Source organism: Telluria aromaticivorans, from assembly GCF_013003915.1.
Taxonomy (GTDB): domain Bacteria; phylum Pseudomonadota; class Gammaproteobacteria; order Burkholderiales; family Burkholderiaceae_D; genus Telluria; species Telluria aromaticivorans.
This window is the reverse complement of the sequence record NZ_JABAIV010000003.1, coordinates 357,767-373,613: the sequence shown is the minus strand read 5'-3', so window position 1 is coordinate 373,613 and position 15,847 is coordinate 357,767. Positions and strand designations below refer to the sequence as shown.

Genomic DNA, 15,847 nt, shown 5'->3' with positions numbered 1-15,847 from the left:
GCATCCAGCCATGTTCGACATGGCGCGGGATAATCCGGCGGCCGGCCGCCTGCTCGACGCCTGGTTCGACGACCCGGCACTGGCAGGGCCGCTGCGTGAGTCCCTCGAGGGCCCGGCGCGCTTTTCCAACCGGGTGGCCCAGCCATCGATCGTGGCCGCCACCCTGGCCACGTGGACCGCCCTGGGCGAGCTGGCGCCCGCGCCTGCGCTGGTTGCGGGCTACAGCATCGGCGAGCTGGCCGCCTGGGGCGTCGCCGGCGCCCTCGACCCCCTTGATGCCGTGAAACTTGCCGTCGAGCGCGCCCGCCTGATGGATGCCTGTATGGCCAGCGGGCCGCCCCAGGGCATGGTCGCCCTGTCCGATATGCCGATCGGCAGCGCCGACGAACTGCTGCAGCGTTTCGGCTTCCATGCTGCCATCGTGACCGGCGACGACACGCTGGTGGCCGGCGGGCTTGCCAGGCAGCGTGAAGCACTGGCCGAGGCGGCCGTCGCAGCGGGCGGCCGCGCCGCGGTGCTGCCGGTTGAAGTCGCCTCCCACACGCCGCTAATGGGGGCTGCGGTGGCGCCTTTCGCGGCACTGCTGCACGCCCAGCGCTGGTCGGCGCCGGCCTTCCCGGTCCTGTCCGGCATCTCCGCCGAACCGCTGCAGGATGCCAGCCGGGCAGTTGACCACCTGGCACGCCAGCTTGCGGAACCGATCCGCTGGAAAGACTGCATGGACGCCTGCGTCGAGGCCGGCGTGACTGTCGCGCTCGAACTGGGACCGGGCGCGGCCTTGTCGCGCATGTTGCAGGCACGCCACCCGGACATCGCTTGCCGTTCCATTACCGAATTCCGCTCCCTCGGAGGCGTATGCTCCTGGCTGGGGAGGCAACTCGAATAACATTCACGAGGATGATGTCTGGTATTGCTAATGGGAATTGGAAGTTTGACTGACTCGCCTATATAACGGTTGTATCGCATCGCATTCGTGATCGCATGCTTACCGTCAGCCTTGCCGATGTTGACAAGGTAAAAGAGGAGTCGCTATGAAGAATTTCCTGAACACCGTTGCCCGCCTGCTGCTGGCCGCCGCCAATGGCCGCGCCCTGAACGTCCTGCGCAAGCAGGCTGAACTTGCCAAGCCTTTCCACGTCGAGTTTCGCTCGAACGCAGGCGGCTGGAACTAAGCAAGGCTGGCTGCAGAGCGCCCGCGTCTACCAGCGCGGCGCCTGAAACGAGAAGGGCCGGGTCCGCATCGAGCGCACCCGGCCCTTCGCTCGTTTGCGGGAGAACCACCTTATACTTGGGCGATGAGCTATCTCATCCGCCCCTACGAGGCAGCCGACCGCGATGGTGTCAATCGCGTGGCGCTGGCCGCCTTCGGCCAGTACCAACACGAATACGAGGATTGGCCCGCATTCAGCGAAGGCATCGGCCGGATGGCGGATCTCGCCGTCCAGGCCGACCTGCTGGTAGCCGAACTGGACGGTCAGGTCGTGGGTGCGATCGTGCACGTCGGCCCCGGCAAGCCCAGGAGCGCAATCTTCCCGGATGACTGGTCGGTGATCCGCATGCTGGTAGTCGACCCGGCGCACCGAGGCCTGGGCATCGGCGGTGATCTGGTAGCGGCTTGCCTGCGCTGCGCCATCCGTGACGACGCGCCGGCAATTGGCCTGCACACCAGTCCCATCATGACCTCGGCGCTGCGTCTCTACACCAGCCTCGGATTCACCCGCAACCGCGACCTCGATCCGATTCGCGGCGTGCCCTATGGCCGCTACGTGCTTCCCGCGAGCGAATTGCAGGCTGCGCTCGACCGGCTTGCTAGGTAGCTGAGCGAAACGGATTACGCTCGTTCAGCTCATCCATGTAATCGTCGATCCCGCCGCTTTCCCGCTCCAGGAAGCGCTCGATCGCATCCGCAAACGAGGGATGCGCCAGCCAGTGCGCCGACCAGGTACGGGTCGGCAGGAAGCCGCGCGCCATCTTGTGCTCGCCCTGGGCGCCGCCTTCGAAAGCCTGGATGCCTTGTTCGATGCAGAACTCGAGCGGCTGGTAATAGGCCGCTTCGAAATGCAGGCAGGGCACGTGTTCCAGCTCGCCCCAGTAGCGCCCGAACAGCGTGGTCTCGTTGTGGATCACCAGCGAGGCCGCGATGTCGCGCCCATCGCGTTCGGCGATCACCAGCAGAATATTGTCCGGCATGGACTCGCCGATGCGGCGGAAAAAGTCCAGGTTCAGGTAGGGCGTCGAATGGTGCGCCTGGTAGGTGTGGCGGTAGCAGCGATTGAACAGCACCCAGTCGCTCTCCTGCGCATCGCGCCCGCGCACCCGGCGCATCGTCACCCCAGCCTCGCGAACCTTGCGCCGTTCGGCGCGGATGTTCTTGCGCTTCTTTTGCTCCAGCGTGGCCAGGAATTCTTCGAAGTCGGCATACCCCTGGTTCAGCCAGTGGAACTGCACGCCGCTGCGCAGCATGAAGCCGGCATCGTGCAGCTGGCGCGCATGCGCCTCGGGCGGGAACAGGATGTGGGTGGACGAGACCTCGGTCGCGCGCTGCGTCGCCACCAGCACCTCGATCAGCGCGGCGCGCGCGGCATCGTCGCGCGCCAGCAGGCGCGGCCCGGCCACCGGCGTGAACGGGATCGCCGAGAGCAGCTTCGGGTAGTAATCCAGCCCATGCCGGTGGTAGGCATCGGCCCAGGCCCAGTCGAACACGTATTCGCCATAGGAGTGGTCCTTGACGTACAGGGGCAGGGCGGCGGCCAGTTCCTCGCCGTCGAACAGCGCGATGTACTGCGGCTGCCAGCCGGTCTCCGGCGCCGCGCTGCTTGACGCGTGCAGTGCATGCAGGAAGGCATACGACAGGAAGGGGTTGGCATTCTCCTGCGCCGCCACCAGCGCATCCCAGCGGGCCTGCCCCAGCTCGGGGAGAGAAGAAACGATATGCGTGCGATAATTCAAAATGACTTCCGTAGCAAAACGAATGGATACATTGCGACCCTGCAGGCCGCTGTTTTCAAGCAGTCCAGCGCCGGCCGGCACGCGAAAGACCCCACCATGACCAAGCGATTCTTCAACCTCTATACGCACCACTTTGCCCGCGTCGCGGTGGCCATCCCGCGCTGCCGCATCGCCGACCCGGCCTTCAATGTCGAGCAGACCCTCGCGCTCGCGCGCCAGGCCGCCGGCGAGGGCGCCGTGCTGGTGGCCTTCCCCGAGCTCGGACTGTCCGCCTACAGCTGCGACGATTTATTCCACCAGCGCGCGCTGTTAGACGCCTGCCTCGACGGCCTGGCGAAGATCATCGAGGCTTCGAAGTCGCTGCCGCTGGCGCTGGTCGTCGGCATGCCCTTGAAGGTCAACCACCAGCTCTTCAATTGCGCCGTCGTCGTGGCTGGCGGCCGGGTGCTCGGTGTGGTGCCCAAGAGCTTCCTGCCTAATTATGGCGAGTTTTACGAATCCCGGCAGTTCAGTGCAGCCGATTGCGCGGCCGTCGACCAGATCGACCTGTTCGGCGCTACGGTAGCTTTCGGCCCGGCGCTGCTGTTCGAGGTCGAGAACCTGCCGCTGCTGCGCTTCCACGTCGAGATCTGCGAAGACGTCTGGGTGCCGATCCCGCCGTCCTCGTTCGCCGCCATGGCCGGCGCCACGGTGCTGGTCAATTTGTCGGCCTCGAACGTCGTGGTCGGCAAGAGCGGCTACCGCCACCAGCTGGTGAGCCAGCAGTCGGCGCGCTGCCTGGCGGCTTATCTCTACACCTCGGCCGGGCGCGGCGAATCGACCACCGACATGGCCTGGGACGGCCAGTCGCTCATCTACGAGAAGGGCGATTTGCTGGCCGAGTCGGAACGCTTCAGCGACGATTCGCACGTGATCTTCGCCGACGTCGACTTGGACCGTTTGTCCAACGAGCGCATGCACGCCACCACCTTCGCGCAGTCGGTACGCCGCCATGCCGGGGAAGTATCGAAGTTCCGGCTGGTGCGGTTCACACTCGAACTGCCCCTCCAGCAGGACCTGCCACTGGCGCGGACGGTCGAACGCTTCCCCTACGTGCCGGCCGACGCCGCGCGCCGCGACGAGCGCTGTCTTGAAGTCTACAACATCCAGGTGCAGGCCCTGATCCAGCGCCTGTCTTCGAGCGGCATCAAGAAGGTAGTGATCGGCGTGTCGGGCGGCCTCGATTCGACCCATGCGCTGCTGGTCTGCGCCCGAGCGATGGATCGCCTCGGGCTGCCGCGCACGAACATCCTGGCCTACACCATGCCGGGCTTTGCCACCAGCGAGCGCACCCTGCAGCAGGCCAACGACCTGATGGCGGTGGTCGGCTGCAGCGCCCAGCTGATCGACATCCGCCCGAGCTGCATCCAGATGCTCAAGGACCTCGGCCACCCGTACAGCGAGGGCAAGCCGGACTACGACATCACGTTTGAAAACGTGCAGGCGGGCGAGCGCACCAACCACCTGTTCCGGCTGGCGAACTTCCACAATGCGATCGTGATCGGCACCGGCGACTTGTCCGAGCTGGCGCTGGGCTGGTGCACTTATGGCGTGGGCGACCACATGTCGCACTACAACGTCAACGCCAGCGTGCCGAAGACCCTGATTTCCTACCTGGTGCGCTGGGTCGCCGAGACCGGCGCGGTGGTGGAAAACGGCGCCGAGGTGCTGCTCAAGATCCTGGATACCGAGATCAGCCCCGAGCTGGTGCCGGGCGGCGCCAACGACAGCAAGCCGGCGCAGTCTACCCAGGACGTCATCGGCCCCTACGAGCTGCAGGACTTCAACCTCTATTACACGCTCCGCTTCGGCTTCAAGCCGAGCAAGGTGGCCTTCCTTTCCTGGTCGGCCTGGCATGACCGGGAACAGGGCAAGTGGCCGAACGCGGCCAGCGCGCGCAACCAATACGCGCTGGCCGAGATCAAGAAGAACCTGGGCATCTTCCTGTGGCGCTTCTTCAAGACCAGCCAGTTCAAGCGCTCCTGCGTGCCGAACGGGCCGAAAGTCGGCAATGGCGGTTCTCTGTCGCCGCGCGGCGACTGGCGCGCCCCATCCGATTCCGAGGCCACCGTGTGGATGGATGACCTGAACAATATTCCCGACTAATAACAAGGAAAAGACAATGAAACAGATTACCTGTGTGATCAAGCCCTTCAAGCTCGACGAAGTGCGCGAGGCGCTGGCCGACGTCAATGTCACCGGCCTGACCGTGACCGAAGTAAAAGGCTTCGGCCGCCAGAAGGGCCATACCGAGCTGTACCGCGGCGCCGAATACGTGGTCGACTTCCTGCCGAAGGTCAAGATCGAGGTGGTGGTCGATGATGCGATGGCCGAAGGCGTGGTCGACGCCATCATCAAGGCCGCCCGCACCGGCAAGATCGGCGACGGCAAGATCTTCGTGCAGAACGTCGAGCAGGTGATCCGCATCCGCACCGGCGAGACAGGTCCCGACGCGGTCTGATCGTTACCGTCCAGGCCGCCTAGTAGGGCAGTCTTGTAGTCTCGCGCTGAACGAATCGCGCAAGCTCGAGGCGATCGGCGCCTCACCGGTGGCGTGGCTCACGATTTCAACACCCTGCTGCAGGTGATCCGGGGCTCGGTGACGCTGCTGCCGCTGGTCGAACCGGGCGGCGGACGCTTCCAGCGTGCGCTGCATGCGATCCAGCATTCGGCATCGCGCGGCGCCAAGCTCACCCACCAACCGCTGGCTTTCGGCCGTCGCCTGCGCTCGCCGCCGGCGCCGTCGACGTCGGGCGTCCGCTCGACGAGATGCACGAGCTGCTGCAGCAGTCCCTGCGCGAGCAGATCCGATTAAAGGTACCCATCGAGCCGGACCTGTGGCCGGCCGATGCCGACCCGACCCAGCTCGAAGTGGCGCTGCTGCATCTGGCTGCCAACGCGAAGGAAACCATGCCGCGCGGCGGCGTGCTGGCCAAGCCCCATACGCAGGAAACCCTGGGTACGGCGCTGGCGCGGCTGCGGGCAGAAGTGCAGCAAGCGGGTGCGCGCAGCGCGTAGAAGCGCTTGCAGGCCGGTGGTCCGGCCTCAGACGTAAATCGCATAGCAGCTCAATGTGTATTCGATACCCGCCGGTGTACTCTTGACATGCCGGATCTTGCCGAATATTTTCGCTTCCAGCGTTTTCTCGTTTTTCAGCACGCTGCCTGCACCGGAAAGCGGCGTCGGAATGTCGCATCGGAATCTGGCACGTCCGGGGAGCGACGGGACGTAATCGAAGGACAGCGAGATATTCTTGGCCGGCCGGCTGATATGGTTCATGCCTTGCACCACGACCCAGCTCCCCTGGGTGAATTCGTTAGGTGCCGACACTTTCAGGTTTTGCTCGATGATCGCTCGCCGCCGCGCCTCGATCAGGTTTGCCGAGAGGGGAATCTTGTAGGTATTGTCCAGCAAGCGCACGGCGCGATCGAGTTCATTCAGTTCGGGACTCTGGATTTCGATGCTGCGCACCGGAAGCAGGCGCTTTTCCTTGTACAGGTGTTCAATGATCCTGATGACATTTTGCGCGTTGCTCGGATCGACCGCAGCGAAGGTGGATGATTGTTCGCTTTCGCCACCCACTTTTCCTTCGAAGTCGACGACGCCTGCATTGCCCCCGGCTTTCGCCTCTCCTGTTGCTTTCCGGGAGAATTTTTTCTCGGTGATTTTCATGTCGCCCCGAATCTGCGAATACACCTCGGTCAGGCGTTCGCTGTCGGAATAGATCAGCTCAATGGGCGAGGCAATCGAGAAGGGGGTTTCCGCGGTCGAATCAGGCGCAATCGTCGATACTTCCACTTCCCATGGTCCATTTTCGATTTTCATGTAATTCGCCCGGGTCCAGGCCAGGGTCAGCAACAGGACCGCGAACAGCGGGAAATGGTTTCGGGAGAAAACCGAATTCAGGACCAGGACCCATCGTTTTGAACTGGCTTGATCCTGGTCGTAGGCCCGGAACAGGAAGACGAGGGCGCTAATAAACACCACGTTGGCAACAAAGGTGTGGCCGAACATGTAGTCAAACAAAATCTCGTGATTTAGTTCCGATATGGTTCTGTATCACCAGAAGGGGTAAAGAAAAACGCCGGCAGCCAGATATAAAACGACTGCGCTGAACGCTATCCTTGCCTTTTTCATTGGGTTCGCTTGAAACTCACCTGGGAGATAAGCCGATATTAGCACCGCCGATGTAGCTTGTCGCAAAAGCGACGGGTGGTGTGGCGGGATGGCTGCTAGCGCCCCATCCGCAGATCGAACTTCCAGGTAATCAGGCGCAGCCCGCTGATGAACAGGGCGCTCGACCACAGGGCGAAGTCGTGGCCGACGCCGTATTTGCCCATCAAGAGGAACAGCCAGTTGCCGAGGAAGGCGCAGATCGCGTACGGTTTGCCGTCGCGGAAGACCATCGGCACCTCGTTGCAGACGATGTCGCGCAGGACCCCGCCGAAGATACCTGTGATCACCCCCATCATCGAGGCGATGAAGATCGGCATGTTGGCGTCCAGCGCCGCCGACACGCCGGCGATCGAGAACAGGCCCAGGCCGACCGCATCGGCGATCACGATCAGGCGTTCGGACACCATCTGGCGCAGCGTGCGGATCAGGGGAGAGGCCACCAGGGCCAGCACGAAGATCAGGATCGCGTATTCCTGATGCGTCACCCAGAACAGCGGCCGCTTGTCCAACAGGATGTCGCGCAGGGTGCCGCCGCCGAAAGCCGTGATGAAGGCCACCGTGAACACCCCCACCAGGTCCATGCGCTTGCGCCGGGCCTCGATGAAGCCGGAAAAAGCGCCCACCAGGATCGCCATGATTTCAATAAACTTGATTAGGGTCATGCGCAGAGGGTTAGCCGGAACTTTTATTAGACTACCATGCGGCTCTACATTAACGTAAGGGCATTCGTCCACGTTAATTGCTATACGTTACTGTCGTTGGAGCCAATATGGCCAGAACCTGTGCCTGCATCCACCTTGCCCTCGCTGCCGCCGTTTCCCTTGCCGCCTCGCTCGCCGGGCCTGCCGTGGCCGCTTCGCCGCAGGTCAGGTACCAGCACCTCGACTGGGAACTGGCCTGCGATAACACGCGTACCTGCTATGCGGCCGGCTACCACATGGAAGAGGGCGAGCCGGCGGCCGCCTCGGTGCTGCTGGTGCGCAAGGCCGGTCCGGGCGTGCCGGTGACGGCCCGCTTCCAGGTCGGCACCTACGGCGAAGATGAAACCGCGGCCCGGCTGTCGAAATCGAATTTGCTGACCATGCGCATCAACGGGCGCGTGGCGGGTACGGTCGCGGTCGACCGCGACACCATGATCGCGGACCTCAGCCGCAAGCAGGCCGATGCGCTGGTGGCGGCGCTCGCCGGCAAGGCCACCCTCGACTGGGAGGGCGGCGGCATGCACTGGACCGTTTCCGGCAAGGGGGCGGCCGCGGTGCTGCTCAAGATGGACGAATTCCAGGGCCGGCTGGGCACCCCGGGCGCGCTGGTGCGCAAGGGCGCCCGGCCGGAAGCGTCCGTGCCGCCGCCCCTGACGGCGCCGGTCGTCGACGCGGCGCCGGTGCCGCCCGCCACGCCACGCAAGCTGCCGCGCGAGCAGGTGCGCCTGCTGCTCGGCGAGCTGCACGCCGCCCCGGGCGGCGCCGAATGCGAGGACCTGGCCGATGTCGCCAAGGGCAGCAATGCGCTCGCGGTGGTGCGGCTGTCGCACGACAAGCTGCTGGTGTCGGCGCGCTGCTGGATGGGCGCCTACAATGCCGGTTCCGGCTACTGGGTAACCAATACCGCGCCGCCCTATGCGCCGGTGCTGGTGACGACGCAGGGCACCGGTTACCTGGACGGCGTCATCAGCGCCTCGCACAAGGGCCGCGGCCTCGGCGATTGCCGCTCGTCGGACGAATGGGTGTGGGACGGGCGGCGCTTCGTGCACACGGCATCGAGCACCAGCGGCAAGTGCCGGCTGGTGGCGCCGGGTGGGGCCTGGCATTTGCCGGTACTGGTGGCGACGGTGCGCAAGGCGGGGGGGTAGGCGGCGCGGGACCTGCGAAATTCTGAATTGTCGACACTCGTAGGGTGGGCAGGGCATGCCAGGCCAGTGGCCTGTCATGCGCCCACGCGGTGATAGCCAGGAGTCGAACAACCGCGCGGGCGGCAGCACCGTGATTTGAACGCGTGGGCAGGATCTGCCCACCCTACGGTTTTCGACAGATCAGAAGCTTATGCCCGCAGCGGCAAGCGCAAGGCAAACACCACCTGTCCATCCGCATGGCGATACACCAGCTCCCCCTGGTGCTCGCGCACGATCTGCTGGGCGATGTACAGTCCCAGCCCCATGCCGGTGCGGTTGCGCGGGTTGTGCAGCGAGGTGCGCTTGAAGGGGTTGAACAGGGTTGCAACCACCTCCGGCGCGATCGGCGCGCCGGCGTTGCTGACTTCGACCACGGCGTCAACCCCGGAGGTGGATACGCACACGCGCACCGGCTTGCCCACCTCGCCATGGTGGCGTGCATTGCTGAGCAAATTCGACAGCACCTGCGCGATGCGTCCGCTGTCGGCGCTCACCGTCGCAGGAGTGGAGCATTCCAGCTCGAAGGCGATATCCGGATAGGCCAGGCGCGCTTCGTCCATCACGTCTTCCACCAGCGCGCTCAGGTCGACCGCATCGAGCGCGACGCCCAGGCCAATGCCGCCGTCGATGCGGCTCATGTCCAGCACCTGGCCGATCATTTTCTGCATGCGGTTGGTGGAAGACTGGATGCGCCGCCCCAGCGTCGGCTGGCTGTTGCCTTTCTCGAGCACCATGCCGGCCATGTTGATCGAATGGAGCGGGTCGCGCAGGTCGTGCCCCAGCATGGCCAGCAGCTGGGCGCGCGTCGCCTCGGTTTGCGCGCGGCGCGAATTCATCACGCGCACCAGTTCGGCCAGCGTCAACCTGGCATTGGCCAGCACGGTCTGTTCCCACCCGATCGCGCGCCCGCGCACGGTTTCGTACCAGGCATCGAACGAGCCGCGCGGGGTCAGGCGCGGGCCCAGCGGCCCGGTCGCGGTGGTTTTCTCAGGCCTGCCGGCCCAGGCCACCTGTTCGATCTGTTCGACGCGCAGCAGGATCACCCAGCCGCCGGCCGCCGGCTCGAAGGGCAAGGCCAGCAGGCCGACCCATTTGCCCAGCTGCGCATGCAGGTGCGATGGCCAGCCGTCGAGCGATTCGCGCAGCACAAGGTCGTGGCCGCCCTCCGGCAGCGAGGCAATGACGGCTTCGGCCAGGCCGGGTGGCAGGTCGCCGCGCACCAGCAGCTTGCCGTACTGGCTTGCGACCAGGCCCTGGGCGGCGGACGAGTCCATCAGCGCCTGCGCGTGGCGCTTCAGGACGTCGAGCGGCTCTTCGTCGAGCAGCAGGTCTTCGATCAGGGCGGTGCGGGTGCTGGAGGAGCGTTCCACCAGCTCGGACTGCTGGCGCGCTTCGATGCTGTGGATGGTCGAGGCCATCACCTGGGCCAGCACGTCGGCCGACATGCGGATCGCGTAGGGCACCAGCTTGGGTGACATGTGGTGGCAGGCGATCAGCCCCCACAGGCGGCCGTTGATCACGATCGACACGCTCATCGAGGCGCCCACGCCCATGTTCTTCAGGTATTCGATGTGCACCGGCGAGACGCTGCGCAGCACCGCGTGGCTCATGTCCAGCGGCGTGGCGCCGGGTTCGCCCAGCATCGGCACGGCGCCATAGCCGGTGTCGACGATGATGCGCAGGGTATTGAGCAGGTAGAGGCGGCGCGCCTGTACCGGGATGTCCGAGGCCGGGTAGCGCTGCCCGAGGTAGGGCGTGAGGTCGTCGCGCCGGCTTTCGGCGACCACGTCGCCGCTGTCGTCGGCGCGGAATCGGTAGGCCATGACGCGGTCGAAGCCGGTGAACTCGCGTACCTGCTGCACCGCGCTGGCCAAGAGGCCGTCGATGGTCTTCTGGCGCCGCAGGCGGTCGATCGAGCCATGCGCCTTGACCGCGAACAGCGCCACCTCGCTTGATGCCACGTCGCGCCGCTCGAATTCCGCGATGATGCGGCCGTAGGCGGCGTGCACGATACAGTCGTAGTCGGCGCCGCCGATGGATACCGGGACGACGGAAGGCGCGATGTCGTCATCCTGCTGGCCGGTGAACTCGCCCAGCAGTTCGAGTGCGGCCGAGGGCAGGGCCAGCGCCGCATAGGGCGTGCCGAGCTGCGCTTCGATGAACAGCAGGGCAGGGGCATTCGCGCTCCAGCCTTCGAGCGTGCCTCCAGGGGTAAAGAAGAGCACGGCGCCGTGCGGCTGGATGGATCCGGGTAAGTGGATCGGTTCGTCGGCACACGAGAGCAGGTCGACCGGGCGGCCGTGCTCCATCGGAATCGCGGTAGTTCCCTTCACGTGCACCCTTCCGATCAACCCCAGCCATTGCCGGACTTGCAAATTCTACATCGAATAGCTTTTTTTGGCCGCAAGAAGTGATGCGTGGCGGGGGAGCTCAGCTATCGAGGGCGGGGCGCAGCAGGACGATCAGCGCCCCATGCCCGCCGTCTTTCTTGCTGGCCACGCAGAAGGCGATGACTTCGCCCATCTGCACCAGCCAGCTGTGCACGATCCCGCGCAGCACCGGTTCGCCGCCGGGCGAGCCGTAGCCGATGCCGTGGACGATGCGCACGCAGCGCACGCCGCGCCGGTTGGCGCGATGCAGGAAGTCGACCACGGCGTCACGCGCCTGATCGCGGTTCATGCCGTGCAGGTCGAGTTCGTCCTGCACCGGCCAGTGGCGCTTGCGCAGCTTGCGCACCACGTCCGGGCCGACGCCGACCTGGGCGTAGCTGAGCGAGGGATCTTCGTCGAGCAGGCCGTCGACGTCGAAGCCGTCGGACAGCGATTCGCGCAGCACGGCTTCGGTTTCTTCTTCTTCCGTCAACGGCTTGCGGTCCTGGAAGGCGCGTTCGGACGCCACGTACACCGGGCGGTAGACGTAGCGGTCGGATTCGGGGATCTTGCGCACGCCTTCCATCGCGCCGCGGAATTCCACGGCGCGTTCGCGCGCGATGCGTTCCCGCTTTTCGCGCGCGGCCTGCTCGATGGCGCGCACGCGCTCGTCTTCCTTGAGCTTGTCGCGCAAGCCCTTCAACTCGGAAAAGTCCTTCATGCCCGCCATCGTAGGTGGTGCTCCTTAGCCTTCCAGCTCATCCAGGTAGCGCTGGGCGTCGAGCGCGGCCATGCAGCCGGTGCCCGAACTAGTGATTGCCTGGCGGTAGACGTGGTCCTGCACGTCGCCGGCGGCGAAGACGCCCGGCGCGCTGGTGGCGGTAGCCATGCCTTCCAGGCCCGAACGGGTCTTGATATAGCCGTTGTGCATCTCGAGCTGGCCTTCGAAGATGCCGGTGTTCGGCTTGTGGCCGATCGCCACGAACACGCCATGCACGCTCAGGTCGCGGGTAGCGCCGGTCTCGGTCGATTTGATGCGCAGCCCGGTCACGCCGCTCTGGTCGCCGACGACTTCTTCGAGAGTGTGGTTATATTCCAACACGATCTTGCCTTCTTCGACCTTGTTCAGCAGGCGGTCGACCAGGATCGGCTCGGCGCGGAACTTGTCGCGGCGGTGGATCAGGGTGACCTTGTTGGCGATGCCGGACAGGTACAGGGCTTCTTCGACCGCGGTATTGCCGCCGCCGATGACCGCGACTTCCTGGTTACGGTAGAAGAAGCCATCGCAGGTGGCGCAGGCCGACACGCCCTTGCCCATGAAGGCCTGTTCCGACGGCAGGCCGAGGTACTGGGCCGAGGCGCCGGTGGCGATGATCAGGGCGTCGCAAGTGAATTCATGCGAATCGCCGACCAGGCGGATCGGCTTCTCGTTCAAATACGTCGTGTGGATGTGGTCGAACACGATCTCGGTATTGAAACGCTCCGCGTGCTGCAGCAGGCGCTGCATCAGCTCCGGACCCTGCACGCCCAGCGGGTCGCCCGGCCAGTTTTCGACGTCGGTCGTGGTCATCAGCTGGCCGCCTTGCTCGACGCCCGTCACCAGCATCGGCTTCAGGTTGGCGCGCGCGGCATAGACGGCTGCGCTGTAGCCGGCAGGACCGGAACCGAGAATCAGGACTTTGGCGTGTTTGGTAGTAGTCATCGAGGGGCTTCTTAAGATATGAACAGACGGAAACTGGGGGCGGCTGCCGCAGGAATCAAGGCTAGTCGTGCAGCCTGCGATTATAAGCGATGATGCAGCCAAGCATGAATCGTGGTCGGCCCGGGCGTATATGGCTTAGAATGTCCGGATCGCCGATAGCGGACACTTCAGCAGAACACTTCAGCACTACCCTCGCATGAGCAAGAATAGCCAAGCCAGCACGTCAGGATACACCCGCACCCCGGCCACCGCCCGCCAGCCCCTGCCGGGCCGGCTCTCGCGCCTTCTGTCAGAAGCGCGCTGGATCGCCATGGCCGTCGCCTTCCTGTACTTCGTCCTTATTTTAATCAGCTATAACAAGGCAGACCCGGGCTGGTCGCACGCCAACGCGGTCGCCAGGATCGCCAACCTGGGCGGCCGCGCCGGCGCCTGGCTGTCCGACCTGCTGCTGTTTATCTTCGGCTTCTCGGCCTGGTGGTGGGGCGTGATCTTCCTGCGCGGCGTCTGGCAGGGCTGGCGCCGCCTGACCGACCGCCTCGCCCCGCCGGAAGAAGCGCCGCATGCCGGCGAAATGTACGTGCGCTGGACCGGTTTCGCCATCATGTTCGCCGGCAGCCTGGGCCTGGAATACCTGCGCATGTGGTCCTGGAACGTCGAGCTCCCGCGCGCCGCCGGCGGCGTGCTGGGCCAGCTGATCGGCCACGCCAGCCACGTCGCCTTCGGCTTCACCGGCGCCACGCTGCTGCTCCTGCTGCTGTTCGGCCTGGGCTTCTCGCTGTTCTTCCAGGTGTCCTGGCTGGCCGTGGCCGAGCGCATCGGTGCCGCGGTCGAAGCCAGTGTCGACTGGTTCCGCCTGCGCATCGAAGACCACGAAGACCGCAAGCAGGGCGAAGCCGCCGCCGTCAAGCGCGACGAAGTGGTGGTCCACGAGCGCCAGAAATACACCGAGAAGCACCCGGCCCCGACGCCGATCGTGAAGGCCGAGCCGCAGCTCGAGATGCGCGACGATTACGATGACGCGCCGCGGGTTGCGCCGCATGCCGCGCCACGGGCCGAACCTGTGATCCTGCCGCCATCGATGCCGTCGGCAGCCGCGCTGGGAGCGCCGTCGCCAATGGCCAGCGCGGCTTCGTCGATCAAGATCGAGCCGCAGATGGTGAACGTGCCGAAGTCCGAGCGCGCCCAGAAGGAAATGCAGACGCCGCTGTTCCGCGAGCTCGATGCCGATTCGCCGCTGCCGCCGCTGGCGCTGCTGGACGAAGCGCCGCCGGCCCAGGAGACCGTATCGGTCGAGACCCTCGAATTCACCAGCCGCCTGATCGAAAAGAAGCTGTCCGACTTCGGCGTCGAAGCCAAGGTGGTCGCCGCCTATCCGGGCCCGGTCGTCACGCGCTACGAAATCGAGCCGGCCACCGGCGTCAAGGGCAGCCAGATCGTCAACCTGGCGCGCGACCTGGCGCGTTCGCTCTCGCTCACTTCTATCCGCGTGGTCGAGACCATCCCGGGCAAGAACTACATGGCCCTCGAACTGCCGAACCCGAAGCGCCAGATCGTGCGCCTGTCGGAAATCGTCGGCTCGAAGGTCTATGGCGACAGCGCGTCGAGCCTGACGGTCGCCCTGGGCAAGGACATCGCCGGCAAGCCGGTCTGCGCCGACCTGGCCAAGATGCCCCACCTGCTGGTGGCGGGTACCACCGGTTCGGGTAAATCGGTGGGCATCAACGCCACCATCCTGTCGCTGCTGTACAAGTCCGATCCGGCCGACGTGCGCCTGATACTGATCGACCCGAAGATGCTGGAGATGTCGGTCTACGAGGGCATCCCGCACCTGCTGGCGCCGGTGGTCACCGACATGCGCCAGGCCGGCCACGCGCTGAACTGGGCGGTCAACGAGATGGAGCGCCGCTACAAGCTGATGTCCAAGCTGGGCGTGCGTAACCTGGCCGGCTACAACACCAAGATCCTCGATGCGGCCAAGCGCGAAGAGCACATCCCGAATCCGTTCTCGATCATGCCGGACAACCCGGAGGCGCTCGAGAAGCTGCCGACCATCGTCATCATCATCGACGAGCTGGCCGACCTGATGATGGTCGTCGGTAAAAAGGTGGAAGAACTGATCGCCCGTATCGCCCAGAAGGCGCGCGCGGCCGGCATCCACCTGATCCTGGCCACCCAGCGTCCGTCGGTGGACGTGATCACGGGCCTGATCAAGGCCAACATCCCGACCCGGATCGCCTTCCAGGTGTCCTCGAAGATCGACTCGCGCACCATTCTCGACCAGATGGGCGCCGAAGCGCTGCTGGGCATGGGCGACATGCTCTACATGCCGCCCGGGACCGGCCTGCCGATCCGCGTGCACGGCGCCTTCGTCTCGGACGAAGAAGTGCATCGAGTTGTAAAACATCTGCAATCGCTGGGCGCCCCGAATTATATTGAAGGCATTCTCGAAGGCGGTACGCTGGAAGAGGGCAATGCCGAGGGTGTGCCTGCGGGCGAGGGCGGCGGCGAGTCCGACGCGCTCTACGACCAGGCCGTGGCCGTGGTGCTCAAGAACCGCAAGGCCTCGATCTCGCTGGTCCAGCGCCACCTGCGCATCGGCTACAACCGCGCCGCGCGCCTCATCGAGCAGATGGAGCAGGCCGGGATGGTGTCGCCGATGCAGAGCAACGGCAACCGCGACATCCTCGTGCCCGCCACCGCCGCCGAATAATCTGCTCCACCGCT

The 15,847-nt window shown here is 65.2% G+C and carries 15 protein-coding genes; 9 read left to right on the top strand and 6 right to left on the bottom strand.

Translation table 11 applies throughout. The features are described from left to right. The first annotated feature begins 10 nt into the window (after positions 1–10). The 3 genes from HGB41_RS10990 (at position 11) to HGB41_RS10980 (ending at position 1,817) form a co-directional block, all read left to right on the top strand. Positions 11–886 carry an ACP S-malonyltransferase gene (locus tag HGB41_RS10990; protein WP_308788931.1) on the top strand — a complete coding sequence of 292 codons (876 nt, stop codon included), beginning with the start codon at positions 11–13 and terminating at the stop codon, positions 884–886. A gap of 145 nt (positions 887–1,031) precedes the next feature. Then, on the top strand, positions 1,032–1,172 hold the full coding sequence (locus HGB41_RS10985; RefSeq protein WP_171084150.1) for a hypothetical protein: 141 nt from the start codon (positions 1,032–1,034) through the stop codon (positions 1,170–1,172). Positions 1,173–1,295: 123 nt separating this feature from the next. Continuing rightward, positions 1,296–1,817, top strand: coding sequence for a GNAT family N-acetyltransferase (locus tag HGB41_RS10980; protein ID WP_171084148.1), 522 nt, complete (start codon positions 1,296–1,298; stop codon positions 1,815–1,817). On the opposite strand, the gene HGB41_RS10975 is transcribed toward HGB41_RS10980, so the two are convergent. Beyond that, on the bottom strand, positions 1,810–2,949 hold the full coding sequence (locus tag HGB41_RS10975; protein WP_171084145.1) for a GNAT family N-acetyltransferase: 1,140 nt from the start codon (positions 2,947–2,949) through the stop codon (positions 1,810–1,812). The genes HGB41_RS10980 and HGB41_RS10975 overlap by 8 nt on opposite strands. Before the next feature lie 96 nt (positions 2,950–3,045). On the opposite strand from HGB41_RS10975, the gene HGB41_RS10970 reads away from it, so the two are divergent. The 4 genes from HGB41_RS10970 (at position 3,046) to HGB41_RS10955 (ending at position 6,006) form a co-directional block, all read left to right on the top strand. Next, positions 3,046–5,094: an NAD(+) synthase gene (locus HGB41_RS10970; RefSeq protein ID WP_171084143.1), complete on the top strand. Its 2,049-nt coding sequence runs from the start codon at positions 3,046–3,048 to the stop codon at positions 5,092–5,094. Between the two features lie 16 nt (positions 5,095–5,110). Then, positions 5,111–5,449 (top strand): P-II family nitrogen regulator, encoded by a 339-nt coding sequence (locus HGB41_RS10965; protein WP_171084141.1) that lies wholly within the window; start codon positions 5,111–5,113, stop codon positions 5,447–5,449. Positions 5,450–5,542: 93 nt separating this feature from the next. After that, positions 5,543–5,803, top strand: a complete 261-nt coding sequence (locus tag HGB41_RS23965; protein WP_371868506.1) for a hypothetical protein — start codon at positions 5,543–5,545, stop codon at positions 5,801–5,803. Further along, positions 5,758–6,006: a hypothetical protein gene (locus HGB41_RS10955; RefSeq protein ID WP_171084137.1), complete on the top strand. Its 249-nt coding sequence runs from the start codon at positions 5,758–5,760 to the stop codon at positions 6,004–6,006. The genes HGB41_RS23965 and HGB41_RS10955 overlap by 46 nt, the downstream gene beginning before the upstream one ends. Positions 6,007–6,033: 27 nt before the next feature. On the opposite strand, the gene HGB41_RS10950 is transcribed toward HGB41_RS10955, so the two are convergent. Both HGB41_RS10950 and HGB41_RS10945 read right to left on the bottom strand, forming a co-directional pair. Beyond that, a complete protein-coding gene (locus HGB41_RS10950) occupies positions 6,034–7,002 on the bottom strand; it encodes a hypothetical protein (protein ID WP_171084135.1) in 969 nt (322 codons plus the stop codon). Between the two features lie 218 nt (positions 7,003–7,220). Beyond that, positions 7,221–7,826 carry a trimeric intracellular cation channel family protein gene (locus tag HGB41_RS10945; RefSeq protein ID WP_171084133.1) on the bottom strand — a complete coding sequence of 202 codons (606 nt, stop codon included), beginning with the start codon at positions 7,824–7,826 and terminating at the stop codon, positions 7,221–7,223. A gap of 107 nt (positions 7,827–7,933) precedes the next feature. On the opposite strand from HGB41_RS10945, the gene HGB41_RS10940 reads away from it, so the two are divergent. Continuing rightward, complete coding sequence (locus tag HGB41_RS10940; protein ID WP_171084130.1) at positions 7,934–9,013, top strand: DUF1176 domain-containing protein; 1,080 nt, start codon at positions 7,934–7,936, stop codon at positions 9,011–9,013. 188 nt (positions 9,014–9,201) lie between these two features. Here the strand turns inward: HGB41_RS10940 and HGB41_RS10935 are convergent, their stop codons facing one another. From HGB41_RS10935 to trxB, 3 genes are all read right to left on the bottom strand, one after another. Next, on the bottom strand, positions 9,202–11,385 hold the full coding sequence (locus HGB41_RS10935) for an ATP-binding protein (protein ID WP_371868505.1): 2,184 nt from the start codon (positions 11,383–11,385) through the stop codon (positions 9,202–9,204). A 97-nt stretch (positions 11,386–11,482) separates the two neighbouring features. After that, on the bottom strand, positions 11,483–12,151 hold the full coding sequence (locus HGB41_RS10930) for a Smr/MutS family protein (RefSeq protein WP_171084128.1): 669 nt from the start codon (positions 12,149–12,151) through the stop codon (positions 11,483–11,485). A 15-nt stretch (positions 12,152–12,166) separates the two neighbouring features. Then, positions 12,167–13,123, bottom strand: a complete 957-nt coding sequence (trxB, locus tag HGB41_RS10925; protein ID WP_171084126.1) for a thioredoxin-disulfide reductase — start codon at positions 13,121–13,123, stop codon at positions 12,167–12,169. A 196-nt stretch (positions 13,124–13,319) separates the two neighbouring features. Here trxB and HGB41_RS10920 point away from each other — a divergent pair, with 196 nt between their 5' ends. Continuing rightward, positions 13,320–15,833, top strand: a complete 2,514-nt coding sequence (locus HGB41_RS10920) for a DNA translocase FtsK (protein ID WP_171084124.1) — start codon at positions 13,320–13,322, stop codon at positions 15,831–15,833. The last annotated feature ends 14 nt before the right edge of the window (positions 15,834–15,847 follow it).